General features: G+C 34.6%; 15 protein-coding genes. All 15 read right to left on the reverse strand.

Annotated features, from left to right (window positions below):
• Nucleotides 1-61: 61 nt before the first annotated feature.
• On the reverse strand, nt 62-769 hold the full coding sequence (locus ACYUJ6_RS15645; protein ID WP_461843622.1) for a peptidoglycan DD-metalloendopeptidase family protein: 708 nt from the start codon (nt 767-769) through the stop codon (nt 62-64).
• A gap of 135 nt (nt 770-904) precedes the next feature.
• Nucleotides 905-1,933, reverse strand: coding sequence for a stage II sporulation protein D (gene spoIID, locus ACYUJ6_RS15650; protein ID WP_461843623.1), 1,029 nt, complete (start codon nt 1,931-1,933; stop codon nt 905-907).
• Between the two features lie 166 nt (nt 1,934-2,099).
• Nucleotides 2,100-3,356, reverse strand: coding sequence for a UDP-N-acetylglucosamine 1-carboxyvinyltransferase (gene murA / locus ACYUJ6_RS15655; RefSeq protein ID WP_461843624.1), 1,257 nt, complete (start codon nt 3,354-3,356; stop codon nt 2,100-2,102).
• 54 nt (nt 3,357-3,410) lie between these two features.
• On the reverse strand, nt 3,411-4,145 hold the full coding sequence (locus tag ACYUJ6_RS15660) for a hypothetical protein (RefSeq protein WP_461843625.1): 735 nt from the start codon (nt 4,143-4,145) through the stop codon (nt 3,411-3,413).
• A gap of 243 nt (nt 4,146-4,388) precedes the next feature.
• Nucleotides 4,389-4,790, reverse strand: a complete 402-nt coding sequence (locus ACYUJ6_RS15665) for a F0F1 ATP synthase subunit epsilon (protein ID WP_461843626.1) — start codon at nt 4,788-4,790, stop codon at nt 4,389-4,391.
• 12 nt (nt 4,791-4,802) lie between these two features.
• A complete protein-coding gene (atpD, locus tag ACYUJ6_RS15670; protein WP_461843627.1) occupies nt 4,803-6,197 on the reverse strand; it encodes a F0F1 ATP synthase subunit beta in 1,395 nt (464 codons plus the stop codon).
• A gap of 12 nt (nt 6,198-6,209) precedes the next feature.
• On the reverse strand, nt 6,210-7,061 hold the full coding sequence (gene atpG, locus ACYUJ6_RS15675) for an ATP synthase F1 subunit gamma (protein ID WP_461843628.1): 852 nt from the start codon (nt 7,059-7,061) through the stop codon (nt 6,210-6,212).
• Between the two features lie 25 nt (nt 7,062-7,086).
• Nucleotides 7,087-8,598 carry a F0F1 ATP synthase subunit alpha gene (atpA, locus tag ACYUJ6_RS15680; RefSeq protein WP_461843629.1) on the reverse strand — a complete coding sequence of 504 codons (1,512 nt, stop codon included), beginning with the start codon at nt 8,596-8,598 and terminating at the stop codon, nt 7,087-7,089.
• A 4-nt stretch (nt 8,599-8,602) separates the two neighbouring features.
• Nucleotides 8,603-9,148: a F0F1 ATP synthase subunit delta gene (locus ACYUJ6_RS15685; protein WP_461843630.1), complete on the reverse strand. Its 546-nt coding sequence runs from the start codon at nt 9,146-9,148 to the stop codon at nt 8,603-8,605.
• A gap of 4 nt (nt 9,149-9,152) precedes the next feature.
• Nucleotides 9,153-9,632, reverse strand: a complete 480-nt coding sequence (locus ACYUJ6_RS15690; protein WP_461843631.1) for a F0F1 ATP synthase subunit B — start codon at nt 9,630-9,632, stop codon at nt 9,153-9,155.
• Between the two features lie 50 nt (nt 9,633-9,682).
• Nucleotides 9,683-9,925, reverse strand: coding sequence for an ATP synthase F0 subunit C (gene atpE / locus ACYUJ6_RS15695; protein WP_461843632.1), 243 nt, complete (start codon nt 9,923-9,925; stop codon nt 9,683-9,685).
• A gap of 68 nt (nt 9,926-9,993) precedes the next feature.
• Complete coding sequence (locus ACYUJ6_RS15700; RefSeq protein WP_461843633.1) at nt 9,994-10,674, reverse strand: F0F1 ATP synthase subunit A; 681 nt, start codon at nt 10,672-10,674, stop codon at nt 9,994-9,996.
• A gap of 29 nt (nt 10,675-10,703) precedes the next feature.
• Nucleotides 10,704-11,072: a hypothetical protein gene (locus ACYUJ6_RS15705; protein ID WP_461843634.1), complete on the reverse strand. Its 369-nt coding sequence runs from the start codon at nt 11,070-11,072 to the stop codon at nt 10,704-10,706.
• A 267-nt stretch (nt 11,073-11,339) separates the two neighbouring features.
• Nucleotides 11,340-12,518 carry an acetyl-CoA C-acetyltransferase gene (locus ACYUJ6_RS15710; protein ID WP_461843635.1) on the reverse strand — a complete coding sequence of 393 codons (1,179 nt, stop codon included), beginning with the start codon at nt 12,516-12,518 and terminating at the stop codon, nt 11,340-11,342.
• Nucleotides 12,519-12,695: 177 nt separating this feature from the next.
• A complete protein-coding gene (wecB, locus tag ACYUJ6_RS15715; protein WP_461843636.1) occupies nt 12,696-13,844 on the reverse strand; it encodes a non-hydrolyzing UDP-N-acetylglucosamine 2-epimerase in 1,149 nt (382 codons plus the stop codon).
• Nucleotides 13,845-13,853 lie beyond the last annotated feature (9 nt).

Here is a 13,853-nt window from a genome sequence, read left to right on the forward strand (position 1 = left end):
TATTTTAAAATTCATTATATATGGGCCATTTCTCTATAGTACCCAGAGAAATGGCTGAATATTAATATTTTATATATTTGCCTGGATCAACAAATTCCTTTCCCTTTAAGACGGCAAAATGCAAATGATTCCCATATTTTTCATAGGCTGATCTCAGGGTGCTCTTACCCACTATTCCTATAACTGCTCCCTTTTTTACCGTTTGACCTGCACTGACCTTAACATTTGGATCCAAATTGGAATAAACAGTTTTCAATCCATTTTGATGATCTAAAATAATCTCTACTCCATCTTGTGTTGCAGTATTTACTTCTTCTACCTTTCCATCCATTGCTGCAAATACCGGTTTCCCCAAATCAGTCTGTATATCATAACCTAAATTTGGTCTATAAGTTGCCGTAGAATCCCAATACACCGGATCCTCTGAAAACCCCCTTGCAATAACTCCTTCTACTGGTTTTTGAAATACTGTACTTACTGAACTTGACACTTCTTTTGAAGTTTCCTGCTTGGCATTTGCGTTACTGCTCTTTTTAACTTGAAGTGCGTTATCATAACTTGAAGAAGGCTTATTATCTGCTTTTGCAGTTTGTTTAACCTGTTTTTGTTCTGTAGCTTTGCTGTTTTGCAGTTCAGCACTCTGATTTTTGTTATTTCTTGCAGTCAGCAGTGCAACTGTAGCCACTATACATAAACAGATAAATAATATTATGTAGAAGCCCTCCTTTTTAAAAAAGTTAACTGCTTTATTTGAAAATTTTTTGTCCATATGAACACCTCCTTTTTGTAGTTTGTCCAGACAATAACAAAAAATACATATTTTATGAACTTTTTTCTAAAATTTTTATAAAAAAATAAGATGAAACTTTTTATTTCATCTTTGTCATATATTAATATATTTTGTTTACTTTAAAAATGAAGCTGCACTTTTTAAATTTATGCCACTATAATAATGGCTTAATATCTGTATGTAGCTTTTTCCGTCTTTGGCCATGGCATTGGCACCCCACTGACTCATTCCCACTCTATGGCCATATCCTAGACATTGAATATAAATTTTGCCTTTAAAGTATATGGTGAAATCTGTAGAATTCAATCCCATAATAGATCTGAATCTGGTACCGGACACAGTGACTGATCCCAGTTTAATTTCCCTGACAGCTCCTCCTTCGGTCCTTCCTTCTATATTTACTTCTTTAGACAAATCTTCCTCATTCAATCCTGAACCGGAATAATAAAGATTTACTTTATCTATGAAGTTTTTATATGACATTTCCACGGAAGTTTTATATTTATGTGCATCTTCTTCTCCTGGGCTTTCTACACTCCTTAAATACCCTTCTCCTTCTCCAAATACATCTTCTGCATTTTCCGTCCTTCCTCCACTTACGGCGAAATAATAAGGTTCCATAACCAATTTGCCCTTATAGGCCAATACCTGCCCTGAGGTAGCTTGTACAGCCTGTTCCATCTTGTTCCAGTATTCTTCTGCCTTTGCCTTGGGCCATGCATTCATTCTATCCTCTTTGCTTTGAAAAACCTGACACGAAACGGTATCACATACATCTGCACCTGTAGTGCTTTTATATTTTTTCCCGCCATATGCCTCCATATGGGCAACCCCAAAGGTTCTTGCCGCCACAGCCTGGGCTTTAAGTGCCTCTTCTGAAAATTCCGCCGGCATTTCCCCTGCAACTACTCCCAATACGTATTCCTCTAAATTCATTTCTTTTATTTTATGCTCCTTGGTTATATAGACCTTTATCTTTTCTTCATTCCCGTTACTGTTTTTAAATATTATATTTCTTGATTTAATTATAAACCTTGGCAAACTATCCTGCCCACTTCCTTTTCCCGCCATGAACAGGGAAAGTACAATTATAAAAGCCATAGCCATAAATACCAATATAACAAATTTTTTTAAAAAGTTCATAATATACCCCTCTGCTGTTCTTCTTCCATTTACCATCTCATAATATTTTTATTATTAATATGCTGCAAATATTCCAACCCTATTGTGAACTGTAAAAATACATTTTAATACTATAAAAAAAGAGAAGATCCGTTTTAATCTTCTCTTTTTTTATAATATTAAATTTTCAATTTATCCTCTCAATGTCAGCGCCCAAGCCCTTAAGTTTTTTTTCAATATCTACATACCCTCTGTCTAAATGGTATATATCCATAACTTCCGTTTCCCCTTCTGCTGCCAGTCCGCAAAGTATGAGAGCCGCACCAGCTCTAAGATCCGTTGCCCTTACTTCCGCTCCCGTAAGCTTGTCAACGCCCTCTATAACAGCACTTCTTCCATCTATCTTTATGTTTGCTCCCATTCTTTTCATCTCCGCTGCGTGCATAAACCTATTTTCAAAAATAGTTTCAGTTATTATACTTGTTCCTTTAACTGTACATAAAAGTCCTGTCATCTGCGACTGCATATCGGTGGGGAATCCAGGATAAGGCATGGTTTTAATATCTATAGGATTTAGCTCCCTGTCCCCGTCTACAATCAAACTATTTCCCTCCGGTTTTATATATACTCCGGCTTCAGTCAATTTAGCAACTATGGGTTTCAAATGTTCCTCATTTATACCATTTATTTTAATCCTGCTCCTGGTTATGGAAGCAGCTACCATAAAGGTACCAGCTTCTATTCTGTCGCATATGGGTTTATGAGTACTTCCCTTTAGATCCTTAACTCCTATTATATGAATAGTTCCGGAACCTGCCCCAATAATACTTGCACCCATGCTGTTTAAAAACTTTGCCAAATCTTTTATTTCCGGTTCTTCTGCTGCATTTTCTATTATGGTTTCTCCCTGGGCCATTACTGCTGCCATCATTATATTTTCTGTAGCTCCCACGGATGGAAAATCTAAATATATCTTATTTCCTATTAGTTTTTTAGCCCGGGCCTCTACATATCCATGCCCTATATTCACTTCTGCTCCAAGGGCGCTAAATCCTTTCAGATGCAGGTCTATGGGTCTAGTTCCAATATTACAGCCTCCCGGAAGAGATAATTTAAATTTTCCAAACCTGGATATCATGGGACCCATTATTAAAAATGAAGCCCTCATTTTTTTTACAAGTTCACTACAGGAATTACAGTCCTTTATATTGGACGTGTCTATTATAATTCTATTTGTACTTTTATCTATATTTATATCTGCAAATATGCTCCTCAATATATCACTTATTACAAAAACATCTTCAAGCATGGGAACTTCTTCTATTATGCATTTATCGCCGCTCAAAATACAAGCTGCTATAATAGGCAGTACTGAATTTTTAGCAGTGCTGATATTCACTTCACCATGTAGTTTGTTTCCTCCCCTAACTACTATTTTGCTCATAATGTTCCTCCATTCTATAATTGTTGAATATGTTAATTACTTTGTACTACTCTATTAGTATGTTGTCATTATTTCCGGGGTTCCCATAATTATATAGGTTCCTGTGGAATACTTTACAACAGAATAATTAAAATCTATAAAATTCCCGTCACTCTGTATTGGATCAAACATATGAGTATTTGCAGTAGAACTATATCCCCCATTTAAAGGTATGGTTTTAATATTAGATGTACCTATGTTTTTCAAGATATTTTCTAATTTTTTATTTACAGTCGCAACATTTCCCCTTTGTGTTTTAGCCTTTACATATTGATAGCATTTGTACTTTTCTCCTATATTAGACAGGCACTCTTCCATCATATTTTTTAAATAAGGTAATTTATAATCACTATGTTTTTCTACAATATTAACAGTTATAATATTATAATTTTCATATTTAATGCTTTCTATGTAGCCGCTTATAGAATTATCATCAAATTCTATGGAATAAACATCATTATTCTTTAATATATCTTTATTTAATTTCTTGTATTTAAGTAATTTGTTAAATATATTATCTACAACTTTCTGCCCTGATTCGCCAGTATTAAAAATTGCCATTACACCACATTCCTCAGCAGTACTATCAGTATCATCCAGTATATATTTAAATAAGTCCATTTTTCTTTCATCTGAAATGGTTTCTCTTTGGAAACTCAAGTCATTTATGGTACTTCCATAAGCTTTCACATAATACTGGAAAGAAAATACACATAATAATAAGCAGAACAATATTTTTATATTTTTCATATTAACCAGCTCTGTAAAAATGTATCTCAGAGCCTCCCCCTCTTCTTTTTATTCTTTAAACATTATGGACAACTTTTATATTAATATTCAAAAAAATAAAAATTCCGTAGGGAGGACTTTATAATAATATATAAATTTATGCAATAAAAGGTGCACATTTTCGCATAAAAAAGCACTGTCAAATTTCATTTATCCAATGATTTTGACAGTGCTTTTTTATGTTTTACTAAATTATTTCAAATTCTATTGTTTCAGGTTAATTCTGGCCAATGCTCTAGCCAATGCCAGTTCTGCTCTTTGTACATCAATTCCATCTTTATTGCTGGACAGTCTCTTCTCAGCCCTGTTTTTAGCTTCTTCTGCCCTTTTTATGTCTATTTCCTCCGGCCATTCACAAACATCGCATAAAATCCTTAATTCATTTGCTTTTACTTCCAATATTCCAACAGATGTAAATGCTTTTAGCTTTTTATTATCTTTTTGAACAATTACTGTATCAGCAGGTTTTAAAGTAGTTATCAAAGGCATATGATCCGGAAGAATTGTTATGCCCCCTAAAGTACTTTCCGTTATCACTTCTACCGCTTCTCCCACGTAAAATTCCCTGTCGGGAGTAAGAATAGTTAATTTTAACACTTCTGACATATTAATCTCCTCTTAATCCTGTGCCATATTTTTAGCGGCTTCAATAACTGAGTCAATAGTTCCTTTAAATAGGAAAGCTGCCTCCGGCAAATCATCATATTTACCTTCAAGTATTTCCTTAAATCCTCTTATAGTTTCCTTTATAGGCACATATTCTCCCTTATAGCCTGTAAATTGTTCTGCAACAGTAAATGGCTGGGATAAAAATCTCTGTATTCTTCTAGCTCTTATAACTACCAATCTATCTTCTTCTGATAACTCATCTACACCAAGTATGGCTATGATATCCTGAAGTTCACTGTATCTTTCAAGTATATTTTTAACCTGTGAAGCTGTCTTATAATGCTCTTCCCCCACAATTCTAGGATCCAGAATCCTGGATGTAGATGCCAGCGGATCAACTGCCGGGTAAATTCCAAGTTCCGATATGGATCTTGAAAGCACCGTAGTAGCATCAAGGTGGGTAAATGTGGTTGCAGGCGCAGGATCAGTTAAATCATCTGCTGGAACATATACAGCCTGAACAGATGTAATTGACCCCTGTTTTGTAGATGTTATCCTTTCCTGAAGAGCACCCATCTCTGTGGCAAGTGTGGGCTGATATCCAACAGCACTAGGTATTCTTCCAAGCAATGCGGAAACTTCCGAACCTGCCTGTGTGAATCTAAATATATTGTCTATAAATAAAAGCACATCCTGACCCTGATCCCTAAAATACTCTGCCATGGTAAGCCCTGTAAGTGCAACTCTCATTCTTGCACCAGGCGGTTCATTCATTTGACCAAATACCAATGCAGTCTTTTTTATAACTCCAGATTCCTGCATTTCATAATATAGATCATTTCCCTCTCTTGTTCTCTCTCCAACACCTGTAAAAACAGACAATCCACCATGCTCTTTAGCTATATTATTTATAAGCTCCTGAATGATAACTGTCTTACCAACACCAGCTCCGCCAAATAGTCCTATCTTTCCACCTCTCTGATATGGTGCAATAAGATCTATAACCTTAATACCAGTTTCAAACATCTCAGGTTTAACTGATTGATCTTCAAAACTTGGAGCCTGCCTGTGAATAGGATAATACTTATCTGCTTTTACTTCTCCATTTTCATCAATAGGCTGGCCTAACATATTAAAAAGTCTTCCTAAAACTGGCTGCCCTACAGGTATGGATATAGGTGAACCCGTATCCGTGGCATCCATTCCTCTAACAAGTCCATCTGTACTTTCCATAGATATAGTTCTTACTATATCGTCTCCCAGGTGCTGGGCAACTTCCGTAATAATTTTTTTATCTCCTGACTGTATGTCTATGGCATTGTATATATTAGGGAGGCTTTCTGTATTAAATTTTATATCTACTACAGGTCCTATGACCTGAACAACTTTGCCTATATTTGGCATCAACGTCCCTCCTTACTTCAGAGCTTCCGCCCCTCCAACTATTTCAGTTATTTCCTGCGTTATGGCAGTTTGCCTTGCCCTATTGTATTTAAGATTCAAATTACTCAACAGATCATTTGCATTTTTAGTAGCTCCATCCATTGCTGTCATCCTAGAAGCTTGTTCACTGACTTTTGAATTTACCATACAATTAAGTATCTTCTGCTTTAAATGCAAAGCCACCACGTCATCTATCATCTCATCTGCAGATGGTTCGAATTTTACAAGAAAATTTCTTTTTTCAACTTTATTGCTCTCCAATGGGAGTAATTTCTCAACAATTACATTTTGTCTCACTGTGGAAATGAACCTGGTATATACTATGTTGACTTCTCCAACCTTACCGCTTCTGTAAAGATCCAGTGCTTTATACACTATGGTATCTGCCTCTTTTATTGTAGGAACGTCTGGAATATCCACATATTCTGCCTCTGTACTGTAATTAAGTCTTTTAAAATACATTCTGCCTTTTTGGCCTATGGCTATTAAAAGACATTTTTCCCTGTCTTTTGACATTATGGCATCTGCTTCATTAACCACATTGGCATTAAATCCTCCACACAGCCCTGTATCTGAATTTAAAGTTATGTAGAGTTTGTTTTTGGATCTATTACCACTTATATAAATATTATTTACTTCAGCTTCTAAAACAAATTCATTTACAATAGAACTAAAGAGTTCACAATATTTATTATTTACCTCAAGTTTTCTTCTAACCTTTCTAAGTTTAGAGGTGGCAATAAGTCCCATGGCCTTTGTTATCTTTTGGGTACTGGTTATTGATTTAATTCTTCTTTTAATTGTAACAAGTCCTGCCCCTGCCATACTTCACCTCCCGCAGAGAAAATTATTACTCTGCTAAAAATATTTTTTTAAATTCTTCTATAGCGTCATGAAGTTTATCACTCAATTCATCTGATAAAATTTTCTTTTCAAGAATTTCCTTCCCAATTTCACTATGGTGAGTATCCATATAGTCAAGAAACTCTTCTTCAAATTGAGAGATTTTTTCGACAGGTATATCCATTATATAATTTCTGGAAGCAGAAAATAATATCATTACCTGTTTTTCTACAGGCATTGGCTTATACTGCGGCTGTTTTAATATTTCCGTCAATCTTTTACCCTTTTCAAGTCTTCTCTTTGATTCTTTATCCAAATCAGATCCGAATTGAGCAAATGAAGCAAGCTCCCTGTATTGGGCTAAATCTATTCTAAGTGTTCCTGCAACCTGTTTCATAGCTTTAATCTGTGCATTACCACCAACTCTGGATACGGATATTCCTGCATTTATTGCCGGTCTCTGTCCTGCATAAAAAAGCTCTGATTCAAGAAATATCTGGCCATCTGTTATTGAAATAACATTGGTTGGTATATATGCAGTAACATCCCCTGCCATAGTTTCTATTATAGGAAGGGCAGTAAGCGAACCTCCCCCTAATTTATCAGAAAGTTTTGCGGCCCTTTCAAGTAATCTCGAATGCAAATAAAATACGTCTCCAGGATAAGCTTCCCTTCCTGGCGGTCTACGGAGTAATAATGACATTTCTCTATAAGCAACAGCATGTTTAGACAAATCATCATATATTATAAGTACATCTTTTCCCTTATTCATAAAATACTCACCCATAGAGCATCCTGCATAAGGAGCTATATATTGAAGCGGTGCCGATTCCGCCGCAGATGCAGATACAACTATGGTATAATCCATGGCACTAGTTTCCACTAAATCATTCACTATATGAGCTACTGTAGATTGTTTTTGTCCTATAGCCACATAAATACATATTACATCTTTTCCCTTTTGGTTTATTATAGTATCCATGGCAATTGCAGTTTTTCCTGTTTGCCTGTCTCCTATTATTAATTCTCTCTGTCCTTTTCCAATTGGTATTATGGAATCTATTGCCTTTATTCCAGTCTGAAGTGGTTCTTTAACAGATTGCCTGGTTATAACTCCTGGTGCCACCAAATCTACAGGTCTGGTCTCATCTGTTTTAACGGGACCTTTTCCGTCAATAGGCTGACCAAGGGAGTTTACCACCCTGCCCGTAAGCTCTTCACCCACAGGCACCTCTACAACTCTGCCAGTTCTTTTAACTGTATCTCCTTCTTTTATTCCCTCTTCAGAGCCTAAAAGAACACAACCTACATTGTCTTGTTCAAGATTTAAAGCCATACCATAAACATCCTTTGGAAACTCTAAAAGCTCTCCAGACATGCACTGATTAAGACCATAAACCCTGGCAATACCATCACCAATTTGAATTATTGTACCTGAATCAACCGTCTCTATTTTCTTTTCATATTTTTGTATTTCATCTTTTATGATTGAAGTTATCTCTTCAGGTTTTACGTTCATAGGCTCACCTCTGTTCTCCCTTAAGCATTATTTTTTTCATTTCAGAAAGTTTTGATTTTACAGTGCCGTCAATGACTTCATTGTCCACATCCACATAAACTCCACCTATTATACTTGGATCTATCTCTTCTTCAATCAAAACCTTTTTATTAAACTTTTTTTCCAATTTCTGTGTAAGATCTTTTCTCTCATTATCCTCCAGTGGAATAACTGTTTTTACTTTTGCAACAACAGTATCATGCTTTTCAAGATATATATTTTTCATCTCTTTAAGCTTTCCATCCAGCTGACTGATTCTTCCTTTTTCTATAAGAACCAGCAGAAATGAAAGTATGTCTTCACTTACCCTGTTTTTAAATATTTCCATAAACATCCTTTTCTTTTCAAATGTACTAACTTCAGGATGCCGTATAATTTCTAAAAATTTGGTATCTTTATCAATAATATCTACAACCTGCTGTAATTCTTCCAGATATTCTTTTACTTTTCCCTTTCCCTCTGCTATTTCATAAAGTGCAAGAGCGTATCTTTTATCTAAATATTCATACATAGTTTTAGATACCTACCTTAGCTATAAAATCCTCAATAAGTTTCCTGTGCTGTTTTTCATCAATAGAACCTTCCAAAGCTTTTTGAGATACCAGAAGAGCAAGATCAACCACCTGATTTTTTATATCATCCTGTGCTTTTTCCTTTTCTCTTTCAGCCTCAGTCTTTGCCCTATTTAGTATAAGCTGTGCCTCATTTTGTGCATCTTCCACAATATTTGAGGAAACTTTATCGGCTTTTACTTTGTATTCTTCTATTATACTTTTACCCTTTTTCCTTGTTTCACTTAACTGTTTTTCATTTTCTACTTTTAAATTTTGAGCCTTTCTCATATCTTCTTCAGTAATATTTATCTTATCTACAATTTCATTTTGTCTATTGTCAATGGTCCTGTTTACCCTGTCAAATAAAAAATGTTTTAAAAGAAGAAGAAATACTGCAAAATTTATAATAGTAGCTATAATTCTAGATAAATAAAACTCCATACTACTATAAAAGCCTCCCTTCAGGCACGTAATAATAAAAATGCGATATTTTACATTTTAAATACCAACAGAAGGGCAACTAACAGTGCATAAATAGAAGTTGCCTCTGAAAATGCTGCACCGACAACCATTGTACTTATTATCTTACCACTTGCTTCTGGCTGTCTTGAAACTCCCTCAACAGCTTTTCCTGCTGCATTACCAGTTCCAATTCCTCCACCAAGACATCCTACTGCTGCCAGACCTGCACCTATTGCTGCCATTGCTGATATAAATGAATTCCCATCAATCATGTTTGTTTGTTCCTCCTTGAATTTATTAATTAATTTAATTTTTCCTATATAAATAAAATTACATAGGACTAATGCTCTCCAATAATTTTAATATTAATCATTGTAAGCATCATAAAAATTACCATTTGAATTACCCCATCAAAAACATCAAAATATGCATGAAATGGAATAGGTATAGCAAGTTGAGCTACCCAAGTTAGATTACCTAATTTTTCATAAATTAAATCTACAATAACCACAGCTGCTGTAATATTACCAAATAGCCTTAGAGTCAAAGATACAGGTAGCATAATTCTTTCCAAAAGATTTAAAGGCAACATTGGTGCATACGGTGAAAAGTAAGCTGAAAAATAATGCCCTAATCCTATCCTTTTTATAGCATTAGCTTGAACAACAACAAAGGTTATTAATGCCAATCCTGCTACTACACTAATATCTAATGTAGGTGGTTTGAGTCCAATAAGTCCTATTAGATTCATAGATAAAAGAAAAATTGCCAGAGTTCCTATGTACGGTACATAATTTTTATAAGACTCCCCCATGTTTTCCTTTACCAAAGAATTAACTGTCTGTACCAACAATTCCACTATTGTTTGTTTTTTATCGGGAACCTTATTTAAATTTCTAGTAACTAAAATTGCTAGTATGGTTATTATACCCATTATTATCCATTGATATAATATACTGGACGGAACATCAAACTTGTACCCAAACAATGGTATAGAAAATAGCGGTGCTAATTTTTCCAACTTATCACTTCCTTTCTATAAGATCATTTCTAGCCATCTTTTAAATCCAATCCATATAGGATTAGAGATATAAAATGTAAACTATAACCTAACATGTAAGCAAATATGCTATTTTTATTATATTTAAAGAGGATTAGTGCAATAATACATACTGCAGCTATCCTAAACATAAAACATATAATAGAAATTGACTTATAGGAACTTTTAAATTTCAAAAGTGCAATTTCTGTGGACACTACATTTATAACAACATTTAAAAATGCAATTCCAAACCCTAAAATGGCAAAAATCAAATAATTCCTAAATCTAAAATTAATTCCTATGCCGGTGGATATAAATAATATTATTATGTCGAAAAAAGCAATCTTTTTTAGCATATATGTAAGATCCTTACTCATTTCTTTTCCTCCAGCACAATATGATAATTATACATCTCAAATAAAGATAAATAAAATCCTTATTCGCATTTATATAATCTATATTCCGTGATTTTTTATAATTTTTAAATACTTATCTGCTAATTAAATAGCTTTTAATTAATTTAAAAATAAAATTTATAAGGCTATTATATCACAATTTATTTCAATAAACTAATAATTCTTAAATCATTTCAAAAAAGAGGGCAACGTTTCCATCCCCCTCTCTTTAAAAACATACAATTCTATTTATCTCTCCACTATTATGGCAGTTCCCATTCCACCACCTATGCATAATGTAGCAAGACCCTTTTTAACATCTCTTCTTCTCATTTCATAAAGCAGTGTAGTAAGTATTCTTGCACCTGAGCATCCAACTGGATGTCCAAGAGCCAGTGCTCCACCGTTTACATTTACTTTGCTCATATCAAATTTTAAATCTTTAGCTACAGCTAAACTTTGAGCTGCAAATGCTTCATTTGCTTCTATTAAATCCAAGTCTTCAACCTTTAACTTAGCTTTTTCCAATGCCAATTTAGTTGCATAAAATGGCCCATATCCCATTATCTTAGGGTCCAATCCTCTAGTACCATAGGAAACAATTTTTGCAAGTGGTTCTATTCCCATTTCCTTTGCCTTATCTGCACTCATTACAATCAATGCCGCTGCTGCATCATTTATTCCTGAAGCATTTCCAGCTGTAACAGTTCCATCCTTTTTAAATGCCGGTTTTAACTTTGATAAGGACTGAGCAGTTGTGCCAAATCTAGGAAATTCATCTGTATCAAAAACTATTTCTCCCTTCTTCCTGTCTTTTATAACAATTGGCACTATTTCATCTTTAAATTTTCCACCCTTTATAGCTGCTTCTGCTTTTTGTTGAGATGATGCCGCAAATTCATCCTGCATTTCTCTGGTTAAGTTCCATTTTTCTGCTATATTTTCAGCCGTAATTCCCATATGATAATTATTAAAGGCTTCCCACAAACTATCCTTTATCATGGAATCCACCAATTTTCCGTCTCCCATTCTCTGTCCCCATCTGGCATTTGGAAGCAAATACGGAGCAGCAGACATATTCTCCATTCCTCCAGCTACAATTATATCTTCATCCCCGGATTTTATAATTTGAGCTGCCAGGCTAACTGCCCTAAGCCCTGAACCACAGACTTTATTCAAGGTAAATGCTGGAATCTCCACAGGAATACCTGCTTTTACAGCAGCTTGTCTTGCTGGACTTTGCCCAAGACCTGCCTGTATCACATTTCCCATTATAACCTCGTCTATGAGCTCTGGTTTAATATTTGATCTTTTCACTGCTTCTTTTATAACTGCAGCACCTAAATCCACCGCAGAAACATTTTTTAACGCTCCCCCAAATTTTCCTATAGCAGTTCTTGCAGCACTTACAATAACTACATCCCTCATAACTAATCCTCCTTAATTAAATTATCTATTTTTTAATTTACAAAGTTTTCTGTCATCCTTTTTATTATACTAGTTAATTAAATTTTTATCAATATTTTTTGTTAAAAAAAACACAAAGTTTTCAATATAAATCAGTGCTGAATTTCTAGCTAATTTTCAATTCCACATAAAGAAATTTTACTCAAACTCTTTATACTCATTATTCTGTATATGAAAATACTGCAAAATAGCTGCTGTTATCCTTTTAGATGCCTTGCCGTCTCCATAAGGATTTATGGCTCTACTCATTATATTATATTCATTTGAATTCAATATAAGTTCATTTGCAAGTTTAACTATATCACTCTCATCAGTGCCAACCAATTTTACCGTCCCTGCTTCTACAGCTTCCGGTCTTTCAGTCACATTTCTCAGTACCAATACAGGTTTTCCAAGATGAGGTGCTTCTTCTTGAAGTCCTCCTGAATCGGTCATTACCATATAACATTTATTCATCAAATTGTGGGTTTCCTTGGTATCAAGAGGAGGCAGCAAATGTATTCTTGGAACTTCGCCCAATATTTTATATACCATGTCTTTTACTATAGGGTTCAAGTGTACAAGATAAATAACTTCTACTTCCTCATTATCCCTTGCAATCTTTTTAAGAGCATTACAAATGTTTTGAATTCCCTTTCCCCAATTTTCTCTTCTATGGGCAGTTACCATTATAACTTTCTTGTTATTATAATCTATCTGATTTAGTTCACTATTGTTAAATACATAACCATTTTCTACGGTAAAATTCATGGCATCTATAACCGTGTTTCCTGTAACAAATATTTTATTTTCAAGGACTCCCTCTCTGAGGAGGTTATTTTTAGAACCTGAAGTTGGTGCAAAGTGCAAGTCAGCTATAGCTCCAGTAAGTTTTCTGTTCATTTCTTCAGGGAAAGGAAAGTATTTATCATAAGTTCTAAGACCTGCCTCTACATGACCTACTGTTATTTTTTTATAGAAGGCCGCCAGAGCTCCTGCAAAAGTAGTAGTTGTATCTCCATGTACAATAACTAAATCCGGCTTTTCTTCTTCAAATATATTTTCAAGTCCTTGGAGAACCCTAGTGGTTATTCCCGTTAAAGTCTGCTTGTTTTTCATTATATTCAAATCAAAATCCGGCTGAATTTTAAAAAGCTCCAAAACTTGATCAAGCATTTGCCTGTGCTGAGCCGTGACACAAACCTTATTTTCTATCTTTTCTATCTTTTCAAATTCCTTAATTAAGGGAGCCATCTTTATTGCTTCAGGCCTTGTACCAAATATTGTAATACTTTTGATTTTCTTCATATAAAATCC

It is taken from the genome of Clostridium sp. JNZ X4-2, from assembly GCF_054889485.1.

Bases quoted from the DNA above. Each gene is read 5' to 3' on its own strand.
- ACYUJ6_RS15690 (WP_461843631.1), bottom strand. From the start codon at position 9,632: ATGGAGTTTTATTTATCTAGAATTATAGCTACTATTATAAATTTTGCA.
- ACYUJ6_RS15660 (WP_461843625.1), bottom strand. From the start codon at position 4,145: ATGAAAAATATAAAAATATTGTTCTGCTTATTATTATGTGTATTTTCT.
- atpA (WP_461843629.1), bottom strand. From the start codon at position 8,598: ATGAACGTAAAACCTGAAGAGATAACTTCAATCATAAAAGATGAAATA.
- ACYUJ6_RS15685 (WP_461843630.1), bottom strand. From the start codon at position 9,148: ATGTATGAATATTTAGATAAAAGATACGCTCTTGCACTTTATGAAATA.
- ACYUJ6_RS15705 (WP_461843634.1), bottom strand. From the start codon at position 11,072: ATGAGTAAGGATCTTACATATATGCTAAAAAAGATTGCTTTTTTCGAC.
- atpE (WP_461843632.1), bottom strand. From the start codon at position 9,925: ATGATTGATGGGAATTCATTTATATCAGCAATGGCAGCAATAGGTGCA.
- ACYUJ6_RS15665 (WP_461843626.1), bottom strand. From the start codon at position 4,790: ATGTCAGAAGTGTTAAAATTAACTATTCTTACTCCCGACAGGGAATTT.
- atpG (WP_461843628.1), bottom strand. From the start codon at position 7,061: ATGGCAGGGGCAGGACTTGTTACAATTAAAAGAAGAATTAAATCAATA.
- wecB (WP_461843636.1), bottom strand. From the start codon at position 13,844: ATGAAGAAAATCAAAAGTATTACAATATTTGGTACAAGGCCTGAAGCA.
- atpD (WP_461843627.1), bottom strand. From the start codon at position 6,197: ATGCCAAATATAGGCAAAGTTGTTCAGGTCATAGGACCTGTAGTAGAT.
- spoIID (WP_461843623.1), bottom strand. From the start codon at position 1,933: ATGAACTTTTTAAAAAAATTTGTTATATTGGTATTTATGGCTATGGCT.
- ACYUJ6_RS15645 (WP_461843622.1), bottom strand. From the start codon at position 769: ATGGACAAAAAATTTTCAAATAAAGCAGTTAACTTTTTTAAAAAGGAG.
- ACYUJ6_RS15710 (WP_461843635.1), bottom strand. From the start codon at position 12,518: ATGAGGGATGTAGTTATTGTAAGTGCTGCAAGAACTGCTATAGGAAAA.
- murA (WP_461843624.1), bottom strand. From the start codon at position 3,356: ATGAGCAAAATAGTAGTTAGGGGAGGAAACAAACTACATGGTGAAGTG.